We start from the raw sequence: 21,854 nt of genomic DNA on the forward strand, positions 1-21,854 counted from the left end.
GTCTCAGCGACGATCCACGTCCAGCGGTTCCAGGTCCTCGTCCTCGAGGTCGGCCCCGTCGGCCTCGTCATCGACGTCGTCGTCGAGGTCGTCGTCCAGGTCTTCGTCGAAGACCGCGCTGACATCGAACCGGCACACCACCCGTTCCACGTCGACCTGCTCGAACGGCGCCTCCAGCCACTCCCCCGGCTCGGCCGGTTCGTCGGCCGCGGTGACCCACAGCGTGGAGTCGCCCTCCTCGAGGCCGAACTCCTTGTGCCGGGAGGCGATCTCATCGGGCTCGAACTCGCCGAACAGCACCCCCAGCGCGCCGTGCACCGTGCCGGAGGCCTCCGTTGCGACCGCGTCGTCGGCCGCCTCGACCCGCTGGGCCTGCGCCAGCAACCGCTGCGGCTCCGCCACGGCGTAGTCACGGCGGATCAGCACGCTCAGCGCGTTCGGCTCCTCCGGGCCCGTGTACGGCACGGCGTCCTCGGCGCCGGGGATCTCGAAGGGGGTGACCTCGTCGTAACGGTCGTAGAGCAGCTCGTCGTACACCTCGGCGGCCGCGGCCAGCTCGTTGAAGGCCTCGTAGACGCCGGGGTCGTCCTCCCCCGACCTCCGTTCGACCGCGGCCAGGTGGCGGTCGAGCGCGGTCTTGACCGCCTCGGCGGCGGCACGTACCTCGGCAGCGGTGGGCTGCACAGCATCAGACATAGTGCAGACGCTATCCGTACCGGGCCCCGGCCCGCACAATAGATGCGATGCCGGAATACGAATTTGTCGACGTGTACGTACCGCGGGGGGTCTCCCGCAAGGACGCCACACGTCTGCTGACGGACCATGCCGAGTACGGACACTGGGAGTTGGACCGACTGAGCCTGATGCGCGATGGCAGCCGCAGGGTGCGGTTGCGCCGGCGGATCATCCGCCAGGTGCGTGCCACGTGGTGAGACAGGCCGGACGGAGCGGGCCCCGCCGCGGCGGGGCCCGCTCCGTTTCACGCGGTGTGCGCTAGGCCGAGGCCCGTGCCCTGCGGTAGAGCACCGTGCCCGCCAGGAGCGCCCCGGCGCCCACCGGGAGGGCCACGCCGATCGGCAGGTCGCTGCCGGTCCGGGCGAGCTGCGCGCTGCCCAGGGGCTGGGTGACCGTCTGGGTACCGGGGTGGTTGCCGCCGACCGGCGTCTGGTGGCCCGCGCCGGGCGGAGTGGCCGGGGAGCCGGGGTGGCCGGGCTCCACCGGGTTGCCGGGGTGGCCGGGGTGGCCGGGCTCCATGGGATTGCCCGGGGCTCCCGGGCTGCCTGGCTGTTCCGGCGATCCGGGCGGTGTCTGGTGGCCGCCACCGGGCGGGGTGTGCCGCCCGCCGCCGGAGCCGTTTCCGGAGCCGTTTGCGCAGTCGTTGTCCATGGCGGGGTTGCCGATGCCGATGAGGTCGACGCTGTTGCCGCAGACGTTCACCGGAACGTCGATCGGCGCCTCCACGTGGTTGCCCGAGCCCACGCCGGGTGAGCCACCGGTGTGTCCGCCGGCGTGCGAACCCCCGGAGCCGCTGGAGCCTGAGCCTGAGCCGCCGTGTCCGCTGTGTCCGCCGTGTCCGTGACCCCGGTGACCGCCGCTGTGTGCTCCGGAGCCGCCGCCCTTGTTGGCGCAGCTGTTGCCCATCGCGGGGTTGAGTACCCCGACGACGTCCACGGTGTTGCCGCACGCGTTCACCGGCACGTGCACCGGCACCGACACCGTGTTGCCCGACAGTACGCCGGGGGAGTTCGCGCTTGATCCGCTCGCGCCCGAGTCGGCGTGGGCGGCGCCTCCTGCCGCGGCGATCACGCCGGTCGCGGCCGCCACTGTCATCAGGCCCTTGCGGGTGACTTGTCGCATTTCCTGAATCCCTGCTTTCGACCTTGCCTCGAAATACCGCCGCATCGCGGTTCTGTTTCTTTTCGAAAAGGCCGGTCGGCCCCGGAACGCATGGCGTGCGCTCCGGGGCCGACGGGCTCAACCCTCTTTACCGAGGGCGAGGCACAACGTCACTTGTTGATGCAGGTGTTGCCGAAGGCGGGGTTCAGCAGGCCGATCACGGAGACCGTGTTGCCGCAGACGTTCACCGGGACATGCACGGGAACCTGGACGACGTTGCCGGACAGAACACCCGGGGAGCCCACAGCGGCACCCTGAGCACCCGCATCGGCGACGGCAAGGCCCGCGCCCGCGAGAACCAGGCCACCAGTGGCAGCCGCAGCGGCGACGACCTTCTTGATCATTATTCCTCCTTGTTGGCAAAGCGACCCCAAGTAGCGGATCGCATCACCTGTAACGAGGAGGGAGTAATGGGGATACGAGCTTATGAGCACATTCACTCTTCCCGACCGATGTCGCACGGGCGGCCGAATTGCCGCGTCAACTCGCGTCAGCTCGCGTCGATGAACCGGTCGAGCACCCGCACGCCGAACTTCAGCCCGTCCACGGGCACCCGCTCGTCGACACCGTGGAACATCCCGGCGAAGTCCAGCTCCGGGGGCAGCTTCAGCGGCGCGAAGCCGAACCCGCGGATGCCGAGCTCGTCGAAGGACTTGGCGTCGGTGCCGCCGGAGAGCATGTACGGGATCGCCTTGGCGGCGGGGTCCTCGGCGACCAGCGCGGACTGCATGGCGTCCACCAGCGCCCCGTCGAAGGTGGTCTCCACGGCCTTGTCGGAGTGCACGTCCTCCCGCTTGACCTTGGGCCCGAGGATCTTGTCGAGGTCGGTGAGGAACTCCTCCTCGAAGCCGGGCAGGAAGCGCCCGTCGACGTGTGCGGTGGCCTCGCCCGGGATGACGTTGACCTTGTAGCCGGCGCCGAGCTGGGTGGGGTTGGCGGTGTTGCTGAGGGTCGCGCCGATGAGCTTGGCGATGCCGCCGAGCCTGGCGAGCGTGCCCTCCATGTCCTCGGGGTCCAGCTCGGTGCCGAGCGCGTCGCCGAGCTCGTCGAGGAAGGCGCGGGTGGTCTTGGTGACCCGGACCGGGAACGTGTGCCGTCCGAGCCGCGCGACCGCCTCCGAGAGTTCGGTGATGGCGTTGTCCCGGTGGATCATCGAGCCGTGCCCTGCGGTGCCGGCCACCGTCAGCTTCATCCAGTGCATGCCCTTCTCGGCCGTCTGGATCAGGTAGAGCCGCCGCTGCTCGCTCACCGTGAAGGAGAAGCCGCCGACCTCGCTGATCGCCTCGGTCACGCCCTCGAAGAGCTCCGGGTGGTGGTCGACGAGGTACCGGGCGCCGAACTTGCCGCCCGCCTCCTCGTCGGCGAGGAACGCGAGGACGATGTCGCGGGGCGGCCTGCGCCCACTGCGCAGTCGGTCACGGACGACCGCCAGGGTCATCGCGTCCATGTCCTTCATGTCGACGGCGCCCCGCCCCCACACGCACCCGTCGGCGACCTCGCCGGAGAAGGGATGGTGGGTCCAGTCCTGCGCGTTGGCCGGTACCACGTCGGTGTGTCCGTGGATCAGCAGCGCGGGCCTGGACGGGTCCTCGCCCGCGATCCGGGCGACCGTGGAGGCGCGGCCGGGGTGCGACTCGAAGATCTGCGGTTCGAGACCCACCTCGGCGAGCTTCTCCGCGACGTACTCGGCCGCCTTGCGCTCACCCGGTCCCGAGTGGTCGCCGTAGTTGCTGGTGTCGATCCGGATCAGCTCGCGGCAGAGGTCCACGACCTCGTCCTCGCCGGTGACGCCCCTGGCCGTGTCCGTGTCGCTCACGCTGTTCCTCCCGCTGTCACTGCTGGTGGTTCCCCTCATCCTCCCCCCGCGGACCGGTCCTCCCCAAGACCGGGCCCGGCCCGTCACATGCCGTTCACGCGGGGCCGGGGAGGGGGACGGGGGGTGATCGGGGCCCCTCGAAAGCCTGGTAATGTTTCCTTCGTCGCCGCGAGGGGAACCCCGCGCGACAGACACCTTGTCCGGGTGGCGGAATGGCAGACGCGCTAGCTTGAGGTGCTAGTGCCCTTTATCGGGCGTGGGGGTTCAAGTCCCCCCTCGGACACCAGCCGAATCCCCCGGCCGCTCAGCGGCCGGGGGATTCGTCGTATACAGCCTGTTCGCCGTATGTGGGACATCTCTCGCTCGGCGTGAAGATCACCAGGTCACAGGCGCGCGACAGAGCTGCCGCACTCCTCCAACGGCCTTCCCCGGTGGCCGTTTCGGGGGTTCGAACCTAGCGTCGTACTAAAATTTCCGGCTTGTTACGTGCTGGTGCCGGACAACCCCAGGCAGACCTGCGGCCCACCAGCGCCCCGGAGGGCTCCGGGATCGAGACGCGAGGACCGATGGCAGCGATACACGAGAGCAGCGCTCTCGGCCTGCTCAACGAAGAGCTCAGCGCAGAGATCCGCGAACAGTTCGGCGACACCGCCCGTTTTTCCGGGGGCCCGGCCGCCTCCCCGCGCACGCTCGTCGACGTCTTCGACGCGTCGGTACGGTCCTACCCCGACGAGCTCGCCCTGGACGACGGGACCACCCGGCTCACCTACCGTGCGCTGGCGGTCGAGGTGGAGCGGCTGCGGCGGCGGCTCGCCGACGCCGGGGTCGGACTCGGTGACCGGGTCGGCATCCGGGTCCCGTCCGGCACCAATGACCTGTACGTCGCGATCCTCGCCGTACTGGCCGCGGGCGCCGCGTACGTCCCCGTCGACGCCGAGGACCCCGACGAGCGGGCCGAGCTGGTGTTCGGGGAGGCGGAGGTCCGGGCCGTGGTCGGCGCCGGGCACGAGCTGACCGTCAACGGGCGCTGCGACTCCCCCGCCGCCCGGCCCGGCACCGAGCACGACGCGTGGATCATCTTCACCTCGGGCTCCACCGGCAAGCCCAAGGGTGTCGCCGTCTCGCACCGGAGCGCGGCCGCCTTCGTCGACGCCGAGGCCGCCCTGTTCCTCACCGACGATCCCATCGGTCCTGCTGACAGGGTCATGGCGGGGCTGTCGGTCGCCTTCGACGCGTCCTGCGAGGAGATGTGGCTGGCCTGGCGGTACGGGGCGTGTCTGGTGCCGGTGCCACGTGCGCAGGTCAGGAGCGGGGCCGATCTCGGGCCCTGGCTGGTCGAGCAGGAGATCACCGTCGTCTCCACGGTGCCGACGCTCGCCGCGCTGTGGGAGCCCGAGGCCCTGAGCGACGTACGGCTGCTGATCTTCGGCGGTGAGGCCTGTCCGCCCGAGCTGACGCAGCGGCTGGTGACGGAGGGGCGCGAGGTGTGGAACACCTACGGGCCCACCGAGGCGACCGTCGTGGCCTGTGCCTCGCTGATGAGCGGCGAGGAGCCGATCCGGATCGGGCTGCCGCTGGACGGCTGGGAACTGGCCGTCGTCGACGAGGCCGGGGAACCCGTGCCGATGGGCGCGAGCGGGCAGCTGGTGATCGGCGGGGTCGGTCTCGCCCGGTACTTGGACGCCGAGAAGGACGCGGAGAAGTACGCGCCGCTGAAGTCGCTGGGCTGGGAGCGGGCGTACCGCAGCGGTGACCTCGTGAAGGCGGAGCCCGAGGGCCTCGTCTTCCTGGGCCGGGCCGACGAGCAGATCAAGCTCGGGGGCCGGCGGATCGAGCTGGGTGAGGTCGACGCGGCTCTCCAGGCCCTGCCGGGGGTCGCGGGAGCGGCCGCCGCCGTCCGCACCGCCCGCAGCGGCAACCAGCTCCTCGTCGGGTACGTCGTCACGCAGGACGGCTGGGACCACGCCGCGGCCGTGGAGAAGCTGCGGGCCGAACTGCCCGCCGCGCTCGTGCCGTTGCTCGCTCCCGTCGACGACCTGCCGACGCGGACCTCCGGCAAGGTGGACCGCAACGCGCTGCCCTGGCCGCTCGAGGGGCTCGAGACCGGCGGCCCCGCGGAGGAGTTGTACGGCACCGAGGCCTGGCTCGCGGAGCAGTGGGCGGATGTCCTCGGCATCCCGGTCTCCCGTGCCCGTGACGACTTCTTCGCGATCGGCGGCAGCAGCCTGGCCGCCGCCCAGCTGACCACGCGGCTGCGCACCCGCTACCCGAGCGCGGCCGTCCTCGACATCTACCAGCAGCCCACCCTGCGGAAGCTGGCCCGGCACCTCGAGAAGTCCGCGCAGGACGACGGGGCCGCGCGGGTGATCCCACCGGTGCCGCTCAAGGCTCAGGTGATCCAACTCCTCGTCCTGCTCCCCCTGTTCACGCTGCTCGGGCTGCGCTGGCTGGTGCCGCTCGCCGCGCTCGGGAACGTCCTGCCGTACTCCTGGCTGCCGAGCACCTCCTGGTGGCTGGTCGGGGCGGGTGCCCTGCTGCTGTTCAGCCCGCCCGGACGGCTGGCGATCGCGGCGGGCGGGGCGCGTGTGCTGCTGCGCAAGGTGCAGCCAGGCCGCTACCCGCGCGGTGGCGGCGTCCACCTGCGGCTGTGGACGGCCGAGCGGCTCGCCGAATTCACCGGGGCGACCTCGCTGACCGGCTCCTGGCTGGAGCGGTACGCGCGGGCGCTGGGCGCCAGGATCGGCCCGGACGTGGACCTGCACTCGCTGCCGCCGGTCACCGGCATGCTCAAGCTGGGCCGGGGTGCGGCCGTCGAGTCCGAGGTGGACCTGTCCGGCTGGTGGCTGGACGGCGACCGGCTGGAGATCGGCCAGGTCAAGGTGGGCGCGCACGCCGTCGTCGGCACGCGCAGCATCCTCTTCCCCGGCGCCCGGGTCGGCAAGCGGGCCGAGGTGGCCCCGGGTTCGGCGGTCACCGGTCAGATCCCGACCGGTCAGCGCTGGGCGGGCGCGCCCGCGGTCAAGCTGGGCAAGGCCAAGCGCAACTGGCCGAAGGAGCGGCCGGCGCGGGGCACGTACTGGCGGGTGATGTACGGCCTGGCCGGCTTCTCGATGAGCATGTTCCCGGTCCTGGCGGGTGGTGCGGCCTTCCTGGTCGCCCGTCCGTTCCTCGCCGCCTACGCACCGCTGAAGGGCGCCGCGCTGGCCCTCGTCCCGGCCACGCTCGCCTTCGGGCTGGCGTACGCGCTGCTGATCCTGGTCGCCGTACGGCTGCTGAGCCTGGGGCTGCGCGAGGGGACGTATCCGACGCACAGCCGGGTCGGGTGGCAGGCGTGGACCGTCACCCAGCTGATGGACCGCTCGCGCGAGACGCTGTTCCCGCTGTACGCCGGGCTGGTCACGCCGGTGTGGCTGCGGCTGCTCGGGATGCGGATCGGGCGCGGTGCGGAGGTGTCGACGGTGCTCGCGCTGCCGAGCCTGACGACGGTCGGCGAGGGCGCGTTCCTGGCCGACGACACGCTGACCGCGCCGTACGAGCTGGGTGGCGGCTGGATCAGGGTCGGGCGCGCGGAGATCGGGCGGCGGGCGTTCCTCGGGAACTCCGGGATGACCGCGCCGGGGCGGAGCGTGCCGGACGGCGGGCTGGTGGGCGTGCTGTCGGCCACGCCGAAGAAGGCGAAGAAGGGCACGTCGTATCTGGGGCTGCCGCCGGTGAAGCTGCCGCGCAGCGCGGCCGACAGCGACCAGAGCCGGACGTACGAGCCCTCGGCGGGGCTGCTGTGGGCGCGCGGTCTGGTGGAGCTGTGCCGGATCGTGCCCGTGTTCTGCTCGGCCTGGCTGGCCGTGCTGACGGTGGCCGCGCTGTGTGTGCTCGGGCCGTGGGCCTGGCTGCTGGCGGGAGTGGTGCTGCTCGCGGCCGGTGCGGCGGCGGGGCTGGTGTCGATCGTCGCGAAGTGGCTGCTCGTGGGGCGGCACCGCAGTGGGGAGCACCCGCTGTGGAGCGGCTTCGTGTGGCGCAACGAGCTCGCGGACACCTTCGTCGAGGTGCTCGCGGTGCCGTGGCTGGCGGGTTCCGTGCCCGGCACGCCGGTGCTGACGGCGTGGCTCAGGGGCCTCGGCGCGCGGATCGGCAAGGGCGTCTGGGTGGAGAGCTACTGGCTGCCGGAGACCGATCTGGTGACCCTGGAGGACGCGGCGACCGTGAACCGCGGCTGTGTGCTCCAGACCCACCTCTTCCACGACCGGATCTTGCGGACGGATACTGTGGTGCTCCGTGAGGGTGCCACGCTGGGCCCTGGCGGGATCGTGCTGCCCGGCAGCACGATCGGGGCCCGCACCACGCTGGGCCCCGCGTCGCTCGTCATGGCCGCGGAGTCCGTCCCGGACGACACCCGCTGGCTCGGCAACCCGATCGAGGCATGGCGGCCCTGAACGCGGGCCACTCGGAGTCGGTGGGCGGTGCACCGGTGGATCCGAGTGGGAACGCAGCGCAGGGAGCAGAAGCGGCAGTGGCAGTTCAGCAGGCGGCGGGTTCGGACCCGTACTTCCCGGACCACGGTGACGCCCGGTACCGGGTGCACCGCTACGAGCTCGCCCTGGACTACCGCCCGGGCCCGAACCGGCTGGCCGGGAGCGCCCGGATCAACGCGATAGCGGGGCGCTCGCCGCTCGCCGAATTCATGCTCAACCTGTCCCCCTTCAAGATCGGCCGGGTGCGGGTGGACGGCCGGCCGGCGCACTACACGCACCGGGGCGGGAAGCTGCGGGTCCGGCCCGCGAAGCCGGTGCGGCCGGGGGCCGCGTTCACGGTCGAGGTGCACTGGTCGGGCAATCCCAAGCCGGTCGGCAGCCCCTGGGGCGGGCTCGGCTGGGAGGAGCTGGAGGACGGGGCGCTGGTCGCGAGCCAGCCGATCGGGGCGCCGTCCTGGTACCCGTGCAACGACCGGCCCGCGGACAAGGCGTCGTACCAGATCTCGATCACCACGCCGTCGGCGTACGCGGTGGTGGCGGGCGGCAGGCTGCTGACCCGGACGACCAAGGCGTCCACGACGACCTGGGTGTACGAGCAGGCGGCGCCCACGTCCAGCTATCTCGTCGGGCTGTCGATCGGCAAGTACCAGACGGTGCTGCTCGGTGACCCGGGTCCTGGCGGGGTGCCGCAGCACGGGCACATCCCGGCGCATCTGCTGCCGGAGTTCTCCCGGGACTTCGCGCGGCAGCCGCAGATGATGGAGCTGTTCCAGGAGCTGTTCGGGCCGTATCCGTTCGACGAGTACGCGGTCGTCGTCACGGAGGAGGAGCTCGATGTGCCCGTGGAGGCCCAGGGGCTGTCGCTGTTCGGCGCCAACCACGTGGACGGCGCCCGGGGTTGGGAGCGGCTGGTCGCGCACGAGCTGGCGCACCAGTGGTTCGGCAACAGTGTGTCCATCGCGGACTGGCGGCACATCTGGCTGAACGAGGGGTTCGCGAAGTACGCCGAGTGGCTGTGGTCGGAGCGCTCGGGGGGCCGTACCGCCCAGCAACTGGCCGGTGCGGCACACCGGTTGCTGTCCTCGCTCCCGCAGGACCTGCGGCTGGCCGACCCGGGCCGCAAGTCGATGTTCGACGACCGGCTCTATGAACGCGGCGGGCTCACCGTGCACGCGGTGCGCTGCGCGATGGGCGACGAGGCGTTCTTCCGGATGCTGCGCGGCTGGGCCGGGCTGCACCGGGGCGGGGCCGTGACCACGACGACGTTCACGGCCCATGTCAACCGGTTCGCGGACGAGCCGCTGAACGGGCTGTTCGACGCGTGGGTGTACGGGACGGCGCTGCCGTCGTTGCCGACGGCGATTCCGGCGCGGCCGGCGCATCCGCCCACCAACGCCGGACCGGCGTAGGCGGGCGGGGCTTCCGGTCGCAGCTGACCGGCGGGCGGGGCCTTCCCGTCTCAGCTGACCGGCACCTTCAGCTTGTCCCAGCTGGCCTTGCCCGGGATGCCGTCGGCGTCCTTGCCCCGGAAGTGCAGCTTGTGCTGCCAGGCCTGGTAGGACGTGCGGTCGGCCTCGGTCCACTCGGGGCCCGGGCCCTCCTCGTAGTGGCCGCAGCCCTCGGCGACCAGGCGGCGGCCCATCGCGGTGATGATCGGGGACTTCTGCCCGAGGTGGAAGAAGTCCGCGCCCGGGAACGGGACGTACGAGGGTCTCGACGGTGTCGGTTTCGGGTCGGGCTTGGGATCCTTGCCGCCGAGACGGTCGGCGATCCGCTTGCGCATGCCGTCCATGGTGAAGCCGCGCGGGTCCTGCTTGCCGGGCTGCCACTCCTTGTGTCCGATCACCGAGCGCTCGCTCCAGCCGTGGTGGCGGCAGATCGCGGCGGCGACCTTCTCGATGGCCTCCTTCTGCGCTTCGGGCCAAGGGTCCTTGCCGTTGCCGAGGTTGATGCACTCGAAGCCGTAGAAGTGCCGGTTGCCGTCGGTGTCGGCCTCGTTGTCGCCGGGCAGCTTCGACTCGTTGATGACGGCACGCAGGACGTCGCTGTCGCCCAACCCGGCATGGTTGGCGCGGCCGTTGCCGACGAGGTGGATCTCGCCCTTCTTGTCGATGACGCCGTGGCAGAGCGGGCCGGGCAACCCGGAGTAGCCGTTGTAGCAGATGTCCACGGAGGCGGCGGTGCCCGAGGTGACGGTGTGGTGGATCATCACGCCGTTCACCGGGCCCCAGGGGCCCTTGGTGTTGCGGTTGTGGGTGCGCCAGTTGCGGACCTCGTGGACCGTCAGGCCCTCCGCGCGCAGGAGTTCGACCATCTTGGACGCGCTGATCGGCTTGGCCATCACTTGTATCCTTCCGCCGCCGCCTCCGCTTCCGCGGTGGTCTGGGACCGTCCGTGCGAGGGGTCTTCGGCTGCCTGTTCCTGCCTGCGGGCATGCTCCTCCGCCGCGAGCGTGGCCTCGTCCGCGGCCGGGATGCCGCCGGCCAGCGGGCCGAAGGCGAGCCGCAGGTCCACGGTGCTGCCCTCGCCCTTGACCAGGGCGAGCGGGGCATAACTGCGGACGATGCCGAAGGGCGCCTGGAGGAGGGGGCGGCGGGCCGGGTCGGCGGGCCATTCGACGCTGCCGGTGGCGGTGCGGGCGGGGATGATCCAGTGGTCCCCGGTGCGGTAGCGGGCGCCCTTGGCGAAGTACACCTCGACGCCGTCCTCCAGGGGGAGCCACTCGCCTTCCTCGAGTTTTACGGCCCCGCCCTTGAGGGCTGATGTACGGCCCTTCCGCCTGGGTCCCTCGTGGTGGTCCCAGCGCCGCAGGAACGGGTTCAGGTGGGGCAGGCGGCCGACGCCGGGGTCCGGCTCGGCGGACAGGCGGACGCGGCGGCCGGGCAGGTCCAGTTCCTCGACGCGCAGCAGGGGCAGGGCTTCCAGGCGGGAGGTGTAGGCGGTGTCCGTGAACTCCACGAAGTCGCCGACGTCCAGGTCCAGCTTGTCGTCGTGGCCGAGGGAGGCCAACTGCACCCAGGTGCCGTCGAGTTCGTCGACCGGGAAGACCACCGAGCCGTTCTCGCGGGACCACTTGAAGGTGGCGTCCGCGGCCTCGCCGCCGGCGTGGATCTCGACCCGGTAGAGCTGGTTCTCCGGGCCTCGGTAGCGGGCGTCGGGCTTGACCAGGCAGGGGTCCTCGTCGGCGTGGTCGGGGCGTTCACTGCGGGCGGCGAGGCGGGCGGTGGGGGCCTGCGCCTCGGCCCACTTGTCGAAGGCGGTGCGGACGACGTCCTTGGACGGGTCGGTCTCGTCGATCGCCAGGTCGGCCAGGGACAGCGACAGCACCTGCCAGACGACCTTCATGCGGGCGGCCGTGTCGGGCATCGCGGCGCCCAGGGCGACCTCGCGCAGCGCGGGGTCCTCGGCCGCGCTCACCGCCCGCTCCCACACCGTGAGGTAGGCGACGAACGGCGACTGGGCGGGCGAGGGCAGCCGGTCGCCGGGCTTCTCCGGGTCCCGGAAGGCGTCGGGCTGGTCCCAGTAGGTCCAGAAGGCGGGCGGCTCCGCCGTGCCCGCGGTGTCCGGCGTCTCCGCCGTGTCCGCCGTCTTCTCGGAGTCTTCCTCGTCGGGCACCGGCACGCCGGGCGCGGGGCGGTTCGCGTCGAGGAGGATGCCGTCGACGTAATAGCGGCCGCCGTGGATGTGCAGGGTGTCGATCTCGTGCCTGCCGCCCACGTACTCGATGCGGAAGCCCGCGGCGTCGCGCGGCCCGCCGTGCCGGCCGATCAGGTCGGCGGCGAGGGTGCGGGCCTGGTGGAGCTGGATCGCGGACTGTTCGTTGGCGTCGGCGTCGAGCTGGACGCGGCCCTGCTGGGCGATCACCGCCGAGTAGTGCCGTTCCGGGCGGAACGTGAGGCGGGAGAGGTCAGCGTGCATGGAAGGGGTCCCCCTGGTTCAGGAAGTGTGCGTAGGTCTGTGGGCGCGCTCGTGCGTGCGTGCCTCGTGTGCTCGTGCGCTCAGGTGACGAAGAAGATCCCGGCGTCCGTGCCCGCGGGCGTGTACTCGGCGAGCCGTGCCCTCAGGCCGTCCTCGCGCTGCGGCCGGTACAGGTCGTGGAAGGCACCGAGTTCGGCCCCGTCGTCGGCGCCGCGCCGGAGTTCCTCGGGGCAGCGGTCGGCCAACTGGGCGTACCAGGGCGTCCCGTAGCGCACGGAGGTGAACAACGGGCTCGGCTGCGAGGGGCTGCGGTGCCTGCGGGGCGTACGGGATCCCGCGGGGACGTACGTGTGGCGCAGGCAGCCGATGCCGCGCCGGGCCACGTGCAGCCGGCCGGTGAAGACCGAGTTCTCGGCGATCTCCACGGCGTGCGTGTGGACTTCGCCGATGACCGTCGAGCGGTGGACGTGGAGCACCGCGTGGGCGTGGCGGCAGTCCGGGGCGGAGAGTGCCTCGCGGTCGTGGCCGGTGGCGTCGAGGACGCTGTCGCGGAGGTGGATGTCGAGGGGGTCCTCGCTCACCTCGTCGCCGATGACCTCGATCGTGCCGAGGATGCTGTGCTCGATCTGGAGGCAGGCGGTGGTGCGTTCCAGGACGATGCTTGGTTCGTCGGGCGAGTGCGGTTCGCACTCGGGCTCCAGGGACCAGCCGGGCACGAGGGTGCTGTGGCGGAGGACCACGGCGCCCATCGGACCGGTGACGTTGATGCCGCGGCCGGCGACGAGCAGCCCGTCGAGGACGATCCGCGGCCGCTCGTGCGGGGCGCAATCGCCGTCCACGGCACGGATGTTGAGGGCGTCGGGGCGGTTGCTGTACCAGTCGAGGAGGCGGATGACCGGCCGGGTGCCCTCGGCCGCGCGCAGTTCGAGGCGGTCGCCGGGGTCGAGGTCGAAGTCCAGCTGCTCCTGGTGGGCGCCGCTGTGGGTGATCTCGATGATGCCCTCGGGCCCGGAGCGGTCCGCGCGCCGGTCGTGCTGCCAGGCCCGGTAGGCGTCCATGATCTGGCGGTACGGCTGTCCCGGGCCGACCCGGTAGCAGGCCGCGTCGGGACGGGCCACGCGGTCGGGCCGCTCGTACTCGCCGCCTCCCAGGTCGGCGCCGTACGCGTAGTGGTGGTCCACCCACACGCCCTGCCGGGGCGCCGACCGGGACCCGAACGCGATCCGTCCGAGCTCCGGATCGACGGCGACCTGCCCGCGCTTGGGGCGGTAGCGCCAGTCGGAGAGGTCGGCGACCACGATGTCGGACGGCGGTACGGGCCGGTCCTCGCCGTCGCGCCGGATGACGAGGCTCTTGCCGGGGCCGTAGTAGTCGAGGAGCCGGTCGTGGAGCAGGCGCCGGGTGATGAACGCCGGGACGTGGTCGGCGGCGGCGATGTTGGTGGGCGAGGGTTCCGGGACCGGTTTGGTCACCAGGGGGCTGTCATTGCCGAGGATCGAGAAGGTGTAGAGGTTGCGGGCGCGGTCGACGCAGTAGGCCGGGGAGGACGTCAGGGAGTACGCCTTCAGCCGCCAGACGAACAGGGCGACTCCCGCCGGGCTCCAACCTCCTTGCCGCTTACGGGACTCGGCGCGGCGTACGTCGACCGTGCGGGCCGCGGTGTCGAAGGGGCTGCCTCCGAGGGCGAGCGCGGAGCCGTCGCGGAGGTCGAGGAGGCGGCCCCTCTCGCGGCCGAGCTTGACGGACTGGTTCTGGGCGACCAGCCGCGACAGCTCGACGGCCCGGGCCGGCCAGCCGGCGACCTGTTCGGAGATCTCCTCCAGGAGGTGCAGGGTGCCCTTGCGGCGGCGGCTCGCGACGGTCGCGGCCACGTCGGCGCGCGGCGCGACGGCCTCGGCGAGCGCCTCGCGGCCACCCTCGTGCAGGCCGGTGGTCAGGACACGTTCGTAGCCGGGGAGCGTGCGGTAGCCGACCAGGTCGCCGAGGTACGGCAGCACCCAGGGGGCGGCCGTCTCCACGAAGAGGTCCTCGTAGCCCTGCTGGACGCCGTCGCGGACGCGGTCGAGCTGCTCGGCGATCACCGCGAGGAGGGCCCGCAGGGGCTCGCCCTCCTCGGCGTCGCGGAGCAGGTGCCAGCGGGGCAGGAGGGCGGCGAGGCCGTCGGGCTCACGGGTGGTCGCCGGGGCTGTCGTGTCCAACTGGACGTCCGGGGAGCTCACTTGACCTCCGTCAGGATCAGGGTGTCGGCGGCCTTCGGGGACAGCAGCGCGAGCTGCGCCGGGCGGATGCCGCGGAAGACGAACACGGTCCGGCCCTTGGCGAGGCGCCGGGTGTCGGTGATGTCGGGGTTGAGGCGCAGGAGTTCGGCGAGCGGGATGCCGTAGCGGGCGGAGATCTCTGTGAGGCTCTCGCCGCCGTCGGCCCGGACGGTGTGGGTGTTCTCGTCGTACGTCGCCGGGTGCGCGGCGACCTGGGATCGGGGCTCGCCCGGGTTGGTCAGCAACTCGGTCAGCTGCTGCGGGGTGGCGGAGGCGGGGACGCCGGTGAAGACGTCCACGTCCACGTAGTCGACGCCGGGCACGGTGTGGGCGGTGGCCAGGAGTTCCGAGAGGCGGGCCGGTCGGCCCAACTCCCTTCCGTCGTAGCCGAGTCGGCGCAGGAGGGCTTGGCGCAGGCGCGGCTCCACCGTCTCCCAGGCGTGGTCGGGGGCCACCTTCACCTTGGCGGCGACGAGCAGCAGGACCAGTTCGCGTACGTCGACACGGACGGGGAGGCCCGGGTCGCCGTACTCGGTGAGGGCGCCGCGCAGGGGCCGCAGGGTCTCCTCGGCGAGGGGCACGTCGTCGGTGCCCGCGACCGTCACGTGGAGCACGCGGCGCCGCCCGTCGAAGAGTTCGCGCGCGGCGGCCCGGCCGATGCCGGCGCGGGAGCGGGCGAAGTCCTCGTAGTCGGCCTCGGAGACCAGCCGGTCGAGGGCGGAGACGGCGAGCGGGATCGTACGGCGGGTCAGGCCGGGCCCGTCCGCGTCCGCGCCGCCGGTGGCCGGGCGCGGGTTGGTGACCGCGGTGACGCCGAGCGGGCGGGTGAGGGGCTGGGTGATCCGGTCGGCGGCGACGTTGGCGGCCCGGCCGGTGCCGAAGCGGTAGCGGGCGTGGACGTTGTCGTGTCCGGTGGGCAGCCGGGCTCCGTGGACGCCGTCGCCGAAGGTGACCGTGGTGCGGCCGTCGGCGGTGGAGCCGCTGATGTAGACGCGGTCACGCGGTCCGCGTCCCGCGAGGCTGTCGACCTCGTGCCAGAGCACGCCGTCGACCCGGATCTCCAGCACCGGTGTGGCACCGAGGGGGTTGTCGTCGGCGAGCCAGGTGAGCGGGGACTGCCAGAGCACGAAGGTCTGGCCGACCCGGTCCGAGTCACCGCTGCCGATGGCCTCGTCCCGGCTCTCGCCGTGGGTGACCTGGACGACGTTGCCGAGGATGCGGACGCTCTCGCGGCGGTAGCGGTGCGCGAGGTCGGCGGTCAGAGTGAGCCGGGTGTGGACGCGGTCGCCGGGGAGGCGGGGGTCCACGGCGGCGTCGGCGGCGGCGACGGTGACGATCTCGGTGGCGGGGACGGCTCCCGGCAGGTCGCTGCGCTCACCGCTGACGACGAGGGTGCGGCCTGGGGCCGGCCCGTCGTACAGCTCGGCGAGTTCGATCTCGTTGCCGTGCACGTCCTCGCCGAGCGGTTCGTCGGCCAGGCGCAGGGGCTCGCCCGCCGCGTGCACGGTGGTGTCGCGGATGTGGGAGAGGAGGACGTCGAACTCGTCCAACCAGTCCTCGGCCAGGGTGAGTTCGGTGCCGCGGCCGGTGATGCCGTAATTGGTGTAGGCCGTCGTACGCTTCGCCCTGACCTGGGTGGTGACGAAGGCCAGCGCGGGATCGCCGGGGATCGTGTCGCCCTTGGCGGGCCGCTGGACGGCGACCCAGCTGCCGACGGTGATGCCGTCGTGGACGGTGTCGAGCTGGAGGATGCGGCGGTTGACCGGCTCCGGCTTGCTCGCGATGACGACCTCGACGTTGGGCTCGGTGCTGCCGATCGTGTAGCGCAGGCTGACCTCGTACTCGCCGTGGGTGAACTGTTCGTTGGTGCCCGGGCGCAGGGCGATCTCCTCGGCGGTGCCGTTGTCGATGCTCACGCGGACCACGCCGTCGTCGTCGGGCCGGGACACCAGCAGGGTGCGGTCGGGCAGGCCGTCACGGAGCCGGACGGTGACACCGGGGTCCTGGGCGGCCGCCGGGCGACGGGCACGGTCCTGCGTGGCCCCGGTCGACAGATCGACCTGCCCCGCGCCGAGCGCGAAGGACACCGGCCCGTCGAGCGGCAGGGGCACGGCCCGCTGGTCGGAACTGCTCCCCTCGATGTACTGGAAGTCCGCCCGCACCGGCACCTTGCCCGCGGTGTCGTAGGCGACCCGCACCCCGGTCAGCACAGACCCGGTGAGCGGCCAGTCCGCGGTGCGGATGACCCGCCCGCGATCGTCCTGGACCGGCTTGAGGGGCGCGGTGGCCCCGAAGGGCGCGGCGGTGACACGCAGGGCGAGCAGCTCGCGGAGAAGCGGCGCGGCACCGGGTACGGCCGTTGTGCGCCAGGCCGGATAGAGGGTGCGCAGGGACGGGTTGAGGGCGGTGAGGAGGTGGGCGGGGTCGGTGGTGGGGTGGGCGGCGCCGGGTCCCGGGGTGGGGGTGGTGGCGCGGAGGGCGGGAAGGAGGGCGCTGAGGGCTTGCAGAGCAGCGGTACGGGGGTTGTCTTTCAGGGGCGCGACCGGCTCCGTCGGCGCGGCGGACGACCGATTGCCTTCGGTCTGCGCAGGAGCCAACGCCAGTGCCCGCTCGGCGAGTTCACCGAGCACCGCCTCCAACTGCTCGAACCACGCGGCGACATCTTCGTAGGGCTCAGCCAGTACCTGCGCCTCACCGAGACGCGCGATGGGCTCCGCCAGGTGGCCCGCAAGACGCTCGGGCGTCCTGATGTCGTCCAGGTCGTCCCGGAGCGGGGCAAGCACCTGGTCGTCGATGTCGTCGATCAACCGGCTCACCGGCCGCGGATTGGGTACCTCGGGCGTCGGCGGCTCGTCCCCCGGCTCCCCCGGCGCCGAAGGCTCCGCGATCCACCGCCGCACTTCGTCGACGAGCTCCTTCAGCGTCGGCGGCGCGGACTTGGGCAACGAGATCGCGGTTATGTCGTCGTCCCGGTCGATCCGCGTCCCGGCGACCGGCAGCAACATCCGCTGGCCACCGGCCTGTTCACCGAAGACGAAGAGCAACTGGTCGCCGGTCCGAAGGGAGTTCGCCGTGCCCTCCACGAACAGTTCCGACCGGCGTTCCAGGTCCGCCGGGGTCACCAGAGAGGGCCGACGCCTGCGTACCTTCAGCTCGTTCCAGTCCCACCGGGCGCTGAGATCCCGGCTCGTCTCGAACGTCAGGGACTGCTCGTCGGCGGACGCGGGCACGCTGTGACTGAGCGCACCGCGCGGGATGAGGACCGGCAGTGTCTCGGCGCGCGGATCACGTTCCAGGGTGTACGCCAGATACGTGGACGCCGCGACTCCCGGACGCGGCCGGTGGCCCACCAGTCTGCCCAGCAGCACCAGTGACCGGTGCTCGTTCGCCGTCCGGACGTAGGCCTCGTCGGCGATCCGCTCGGAGTGGAAGGTGAGCAGGTCACCGAGGACGGCGGTGGCGTCGAGCAGGCCGATCACCGGGTCGTCCGGGGTGCGGACGGTGAGGCCGTTCAGGGCCGGGTACGCGGGTGAGGCGAGCCGGTCCAGGAGGGCGGCCAGGAACGAGCCGTAGTCGCCGACGCGGTAGTCGAGGGCGGTGCGGCCGGGTGGGTTGTGGATCGGGGCGGGCGCGAGACGCTCGTCGTGGCCGCCGCAGCCGCATTCTTCGGACGCGCACATCAGGCACCTCCCAGGGATATCGCCAGCAGGCCGTTCTCCGGCCGGTCGGGGTCGTTGTCGCAGATGGCGATCTCCAGCGGGCCGAGCCGCAGCACGCCGTCCTCCCTCTCTCCTCGATCTTGCTCGAACAGCCTTTGCAGCCGTGTGACGTGGACGCCTGTCACCCCGGGGACGGCTGCCGCGGCGGCGACCAGCCGGCTGAGCCGGACGGGTCCACCGAAGGTCAGCGCGTCGGGGTGGAAGAAGCCGTGCCGTCCGTTGCCGAGCACGCGGTACAGCTCGGCGAGGATCTGCCCGTGCTGGTGGCCGGGGGCCGCGCAGACGGTCAGCGCGATGTCCAGCGGCACGAGCCTGGCGGGGCCGACGACCAAGTCGTGGCCGATGCGCCGGTAGGCCTCCAGGGACTGCTCGACGTGCGCGAGAAGGTCGGCCGACGGCTCGGCGTCGCCGTACGCGTCGATCGCGATGTGCGCCTCCTGGACGCTGCCCGTCCAGCGGAGTGCGGCGGCGGCCCGTTGCACACCGGGCAGTTGGCCCGCGAGGGCCGCGTAGTCGTCGGCGGTGACCGCGCGCAGCCGGGTGCGGCGCAGGTCGAGGGGGGCCAACTGGCGTGCCTGATCGACGGGTTCCGGTTCGGTGCCGCCGACGGCGGGCAGGGGGTTGCGTACGACGGCCACCCGAGCCTGCGGATCGCCCTGGACGACGAGGTGGTTGATGGCCTCCGCGCCGACGTTGCCCGCGTGACCGCCACCGAGCCGGTAGTGCAGCGCGAGGCGGCTGCCGGGGGCGGGCCGGGCGCCGTGCCGGCCGTCGCCGAAGCGCAGGGCGAGACGGCCGTCGTCCTCGAGTTCGCCGACGAAGTGCCGGTCACGGGGGCCGCTGTCGAGGAGGTCGCGGCGCGGCGCCCACCCGACGTCTTCGTCGTGGAGGCGTACGGCGGGCAGGGCCCGGCGCGGGTCCTGGGTGAGCGCGGCGGTCGCCGGGCCGCGCAGCACCGGCTCGTCGGGGTGGAGTCCGGCCGCGTAGGGCGGGCCCCAACTGTGCGCGATCTCCCAGGCGATGTGCGGGCCGAGGATCGTGCCCGCGCGGGCACGGGCCGCGAGGATCTCGACGCGGCGCAGCTTGCCGTCGAGCAACCGGTCGCTGCGGTGCAGGAGTTCACGCAGCGCGCGCACCGGATGGCGGCGCAGTTCGAGGCGTTCGAGGACGTGAAGGCCGTAGACGATGGCCAGTTCGGCGATCTCCTCCTGGCTCAGGCCGTCGCGGTCGCGGGCGCTGCGCCACAGTTCGACGAGCCGCTGCCGGATGCGTCCCGGGATCGCGGCGATGCGCTCGGCCTGACCGGCGGCGACCGTGGCCGGCTCCGGGTACGGGACGGCCTGGACGACCGGGGAGCGGCCCAGGACGGGCCGGAAGCGCGGCGCGATGCCCGGGTAGACCGACTGGGCGAGCAGGGTGCGCAGGGCGGCGGCCTGGGCGTACGACGTCCCCGGCACCACGCGCTCATGCCGCTGCCCGGCGCGTTCCAGACCCAGTCCCGCGCGCACGGTGGCGGCCTCGCCGACCGTGGTGAACAGCTCGCGGATGTCGTCGGGTACCAGTGCCTCGCCCGAACTCGCTTTGTCTGTGAGGAAGTTGATGAGCCGGGCGGGAGCGTTGCCCTCGTCGCGGTCGCCGCAGCCGAAGGCGGGCGGGGCGCAGGGGGCGACAACGGCGGGCTCGGGCGGGACGGTGACCGTCTCGGGGAGTCCGTAGAGGGTGCGGCCGTGGTCGACGAGGACGACGTTGCCGCGGGCGAGGGTCACGTCCTCGACGGGCAGACAGTCGCGGCCGGCCCGGGTGGTGAGGCAGAGGGAGAAGCGGAGGGCGTCCTCTGCGGCCCAGGTGACCTCCAGGACGGGCTGGTCCTCGATACGGTCGACGGCCGGGCGGACGGAGGTCAGGCGCACGGCCTGGCGGTGGGCGGGGTCGGCGTCGCCGGGGGTGCCGGTGCGGCGGCCCTTCACCTCCTCCAGGACCAGCAGGTCGCCGGGTTTCAGGTCGAGTCGGCGGTCCTGGCAGGTCTCCCGGTCCCGCCACTCGTCGCGCAGGGTGGCGGACGTGGCGCCCTTGGGCAGGGCGGTGACCTCGCCGCCCCAGGTCCACAGGCGGATGGCGTTGTGCGCTGCGCGGAGCTCCAACGGGTCGGTGGCCAGGACCGGTTCGAAGACCTCCACCGAGCCGCGCTCGTCCAGGTCGCCGAGGTCGTTCTCGTCGATGACCGTGCCGGGTCGGGGGCGGTCGTGCGGGTCCAGGGTGCGGACGTCGACGGAGGCGAAGCGGAAGGTGCCCGGGGCGAGGGTGGTGTCGCCGGCGGTCTCGACGGTGACGTAGGCCCTCGCGGTGCAGCCGTCATGCATCGCGTAGTCGATGAGGCGGAGGTGCCGGCGTACGGAGACCCGGCGGCGCGCGGTGTCGAGGTAGGCCTCGGTGGCGACGGCGTCCTGCTGGTAGCTGATCTGGTCGCCGGTGTACGCGAGGAGTTCGACGAGGGTCACGCCGAGGTCGGCGGGGTTGCGCTCGACCCAGTCGGGGGTGGTGAGGGCGAGGCGGTCCAGGAGCAGCTTGCGGATGCTGTCGTAGTCGCGGGCCGTGTAGTCGATGACCGGCGCGTCCGGGAAGTCGTGCTCCCGGGGACCGTCGTCCCTGCGGTCGAAGGGGGTCGGGCCGCCGGGGCGGAAGGAGAAGCCCGCGCTGTGGTAGCGCTGGTCGAAGCCCCGGAAGGGTTCGGTGCCGGGGCGGCCATAGGGGTCGGTCTCGACGAGCGAGAGCCGGTAGCGGGAGGTGTCGCCGGCCCGGTCGAGGGTGACGTGGAGCAGGTCGTCGAGCTCCGGGTCGTCCTCGCGTTCGACACTGATGTCGACCGCGGTGATGCCGGTGACGCGGCGGCCGCCGTCGATGCGCACGTTCTCGGGGCCGAGACCGTGCGGGGCCTTGCCGAGGAAGGTGACGGTCAGGAGGAGCCCGTCGTCGCTCACCTCGACCGCGTCGACTCCGTTGAGCTGGGCGGCCCTTACCTTCGCCCGGCGGGTGGTCGTGGTCATGCCGCCCTCCCCTCGAAGTGGTCGTCGCGCAGGGCGCCGGTGGCGCGGACGACGTACGACAGATGGACCCGTACGACGTTCTCCTCGCTGTCCATGTCGAGCGCGACCACCTCGATGAGGTCGCCGAGCCAGCGCTGGAGTGAGGCCTGTACGGACAGTTCCAGGGTGCTCAGGAGCTCCGGGCTGTTCGGGGCGAAGACCAGGTCGAGCAGTCCGCAGCCGAAGTCGGGGCGCATCACGCGTTCGCCGGGGCTGGTGAACAGCAGCTGTTCGATGAGGTCGTGGACGTGCTCACCGTGGCCGGCGTGCGCGGTGCGGCCCCGGCGGTCGGCGTGGAAGGGGAACGCGAGGTCGGAGCGCGTGCGGGCGCGTGGGCTCATCGGACCGTGACCTTTCGCTGTGCGGCCTGGACGACGGGCGGTCCCTGCGGGAGGAAGGCCGCGGTCAGGCACTGGGCCGCGGAGGTGTCGAGCAGTACCGGGGCGCCGCCGACGGTGATACCGCTCGCGGAGGCCGCGAAGCGTACGGACGTGCACGGCTGCGGCACACCGGCGGCGGTGTGGGTGCAGCCGGTGACGAGGTAGGTGGCGGAGGTCGCCACCGCCCGACCCCCGATCAGCACCGCCGGGGACGAAGTCTGCGCCGCTGCGGCGCGCCCCCCGTGCGGGCAGCAGATCACGGCATCGGTGGCCAGCAGGTTCCCTGATGTCCCGGACACGTTCGTCGATCCCCCG

General features: G+C 72.5%; 14 protein-coding genes and 1 tRNA gene. 4 read left to right on the top strand and 11 right to left on the bottom strand.

Features of this window, described 5'->3' with window-relative positions:
- Nucleotides 1–3 precede the first annotated feature (3 nt).
- Nucleotides 4–696 carry a hypothetical protein gene (locus ACIBJB_RS22565; protein WP_398932881.1) on the bottom strand — a complete coding sequence of 231 codons (693 nt, stop codon included), beginning with the start codon at nucleotides 694–696 and terminating at the stop codon, nucleotides 4–6.
- A gap of 47 nt (nucleotides 697–743) precedes the next feature.
- On the opposite strand from ACIBJB_RS22565, the gene ACIBJB_RS22570 reads away from it, so the two are divergent.
- Nucleotides 744–932 (top strand): DUF5703 family protein, encoded by a 189-nt coding sequence (locus ACIBJB_RS22570; RefSeq protein WP_007380901.1) that lies wholly within the window; start codon nucleotides 744–746, stop codon nucleotides 930–932.
- A 61-nt stretch (nucleotides 933–993) separates the two neighbouring features.
- Here the strand turns inward: ACIBJB_RS22570 and ACIBJB_RS22575 are convergent, their stop codons facing one another.
- The 3 genes from ACIBJB_RS22575 to ACIBJB_RS22585 form a co-directional block, all read right to left on the bottom strand.
- On the bottom strand, nucleotides 994–1,857 hold the full coding sequence (locus ACIBJB_RS22575) for a chaplin family protein (RefSeq protein WP_398932882.1): 864 nt from the start codon (nucleotides 1,855–1,857) through the stop codon (nucleotides 994–996).
- A gap of 149 nt (nucleotides 1,858–2,006) precedes the next feature.
- Nucleotides 2,007–2,240 carry a chaplin ChpH gene (gene chpH / locus ACIBJB_RS22580; RefSeq protein ID WP_007380902.1) on the bottom strand — a complete coding sequence of 78 codons (234 nt, stop codon included), beginning with the start codon at nucleotides 2,238–2,240 and terminating at the stop codon, nucleotides 2,007–2,009.
- 146 nt (nucleotides 2,241–2,386) lie between these two features.
- Nucleotides 2,387–3,712 carry a M20/M25/M40 family metallo-hydrolase gene (locus ACIBJB_RS22585; protein ID WP_266526397.1) on the bottom strand — a complete coding sequence of 442 codons (1,326 nt, stop codon included), beginning with the start codon at nucleotides 3,710–3,712 and terminating at the stop codon, nucleotides 2,387–2,389.
- Between the two features lie 198 nt (nucleotides 3,713–3,910).
- On the opposite strand from ACIBJB_RS22585, the gene ACIBJB_RS22590 reads away from it, so the two are divergent.
- From ACIBJB_RS22590 to ACIBJB_RS22600, 3 genes are all read left to right on the top strand, one after another.
- A tRNA-Leu gene (locus ACIBJB_RS22590) sits at nucleotides 3,911–3,998 on the top strand.
- Nucleotides 3,999–4,278: 280 nt separating this feature from the next.
- Nucleotides 4,279–8,142, top strand: a complete 3,864-nt coding sequence (locus ACIBJB_RS22595) for a Pls/PosA family non-ribosomal peptide synthetase (protein WP_398932883.1) — start codon at nucleotides 4,279–4,281, stop codon at nucleotides 8,140–8,142.
- Between the two features lie 77 nt (nucleotides 8,143–8,219).
- Nucleotides 8,220–9,590, top strand: a complete 1,371-nt coding sequence (locus ACIBJB_RS22600; protein WP_398932884.1) for a M1 family metallopeptidase — start codon at nucleotides 8,220–8,222, stop codon at nucleotides 9,588–9,590.
- A 50-nt stretch (nucleotides 9,591–9,640) separates the two neighbouring features.
- On the opposite strand, the gene ACIBJB_RS22605 is transcribed toward ACIBJB_RS22600, so the two are convergent.
- The 7 genes from ACIBJB_RS22605 to ACIBJB_RS22635 form a co-directional block, all read right to left on the bottom strand.
- Nucleotides 9,641–10,522, bottom strand: coding sequence for a peptidoglycan-binding protein (locus ACIBJB_RS22605; RefSeq protein ID WP_398932885.1), 882 nt, complete (start codon nucleotides 10,520–10,522; stop codon nucleotides 9,641–9,643).
- Complete coding sequence (locus tag ACIBJB_RS22610) at nucleotides 10,522–12,099, bottom strand: DUF6519 domain-containing protein (protein ID WP_398932886.1); 1,578 nt, start codon at nucleotides 12,097–12,099, stop codon at nucleotides 10,522–10,524. Before ACIBJB_RS22610 ends, ACIBJB_RS22605 begins: the two co-directional genes overlap by 1 nt.
- Before the next feature lie 80 nt (nucleotides 12,100–12,179).
- Nucleotides 12,180–14,318 carry a hypothetical protein gene (locus tag ACIBJB_RS22615; protein ID WP_398932887.1) on the bottom strand — a complete coding sequence of 713 codons (2,139 nt, stop codon included), beginning with the start codon at nucleotides 14,316–14,318 and terminating at the stop codon, nucleotides 12,180–12,182.
- Complete coding sequence (locus ACIBJB_RS22620) at nucleotides 14,315–18,037, bottom strand: putative baseplate assembly protein (RefSeq protein WP_398932888.1); 3,723 nt, start codon at nucleotides 18,035–18,037, stop codon at nucleotides 14,315–14,317. Before ACIBJB_RS22620 ends, ACIBJB_RS22615 begins: the two co-directional genes overlap by 4 nt.
- Nucleotides 18,037–21,120, bottom strand: coding sequence for a putative baseplate assembly protein (locus ACIBJB_RS22625; RefSeq protein ID WP_398932889.1), 3,084 nt, complete (start codon nucleotides 21,118–21,120; stop codon nucleotides 18,037–18,039). The genes ACIBJB_RS22620 and ACIBJB_RS22625 overlap by 1 nt, the downstream gene beginning before the upstream one ends.
- The gene (locus tag ACIBJB_RS22630; RefSeq protein ID WP_398932890.1) at nucleotides 21,117–21,500 is read right to left on the bottom strand and encodes a GPW/gp25 family protein; all 384 of its coding nucleotides are present in this window, start codon (nucleotides 21,498–21,500) and stop codon (nucleotides 21,117–21,119) included. The genes ACIBJB_RS22625 and ACIBJB_RS22630 overlap by 4 nt, the downstream gene beginning before the upstream one ends.
- Entirely contained in the window at nucleotides 21,497–21,838 is a 342-nt protein-coding gene (locus tag ACIBJB_RS22635; RefSeq protein ID WP_398932891.1) for a hypothetical protein, read from the bottom strand. The genes ACIBJB_RS22630 and ACIBJB_RS22635 overlap by 4 nt, the downstream gene beginning before the upstream one ends.
- Nucleotides 21,839–21,854 lie beyond the last annotated feature (16 nt).

It is taken from the genome of Streptomyces sp. NPDC050759, assembly GCF_044456945.1.
Lineage (GTDB): Bacteria > Actinomycetota > Actinomycetes > Streptomycetales > Streptomycetaceae > Streptomyces.

Coding starts and splice junctions, on each gene's coding strand:
- ACIBJB_RS22575 (WP_398932882.1), bottom strand. CDS start 1,857: ATGCGACAAGTCACCCGCAAGGGCCTGATGACAGTGGCGGCCGCGACC.
- ACIBJB_RS22620 (WP_398932888.1), bottom strand. CDS start 18,037: ATGTGCGCGTCCGAAGAATGCGGCTGCGGCGGCCACGACGAGCGTCTC.
- ACIBJB_RS22570 (WP_007380901.1), top strand. CDS start 744: ATGCCGGAATACGAATTTGTCGACGTGTACGTACCGCGGGGGGTCTCC.
- chpH (WP_007380902.1), bottom strand. CDS start 2,240: ATGATCAAGAAGGTCGTCGCCGCTGCGGCTGCCACTGGTGGCCTGGTT.
- ACIBJB_RS22565 (WP_398932881.1), bottom strand. CDS start 696: ATGTCTGATGCTGTGCAGCCCACCGCTGCCGAGGTACGTGCCGCCGCC.
- ACIBJB_RS22625 (WP_398932889.1), bottom strand. CDS start 21,120: ATGACCACGACCACCCGCCGGGCGAAGGTAAGGGCCGCCCAGCTCAAC.
- ACIBJB_RS22630 (WP_398932890.1), bottom strand. CDS start 21,500: ATGAGCCCACGCGCCCGCACGCGCTCCGACCTCGCGTTCCCCTTCCAC.
- ACIBJB_RS22610 (WP_398932886.1), bottom strand. CDS start 12,099: ATGCACGCTGACCTCTCCCGCCTCACGTTCCGCCCGGAACGGCACTAC.
- ACIBJB_RS22605 (WP_398932885.1), bottom strand. CDS start 10,522: ATGGCCAAGCCGATCAGCGCGTCCAAGATGGTCGAACTCCTGCGCGCG.
- ACIBJB_RS22595 (WP_398932883.1), top strand. CDS start 4,279: ATGGCAGCGATACACGAGAGCAGCGCTCTCGGCCTGCTCAACGAAGAG.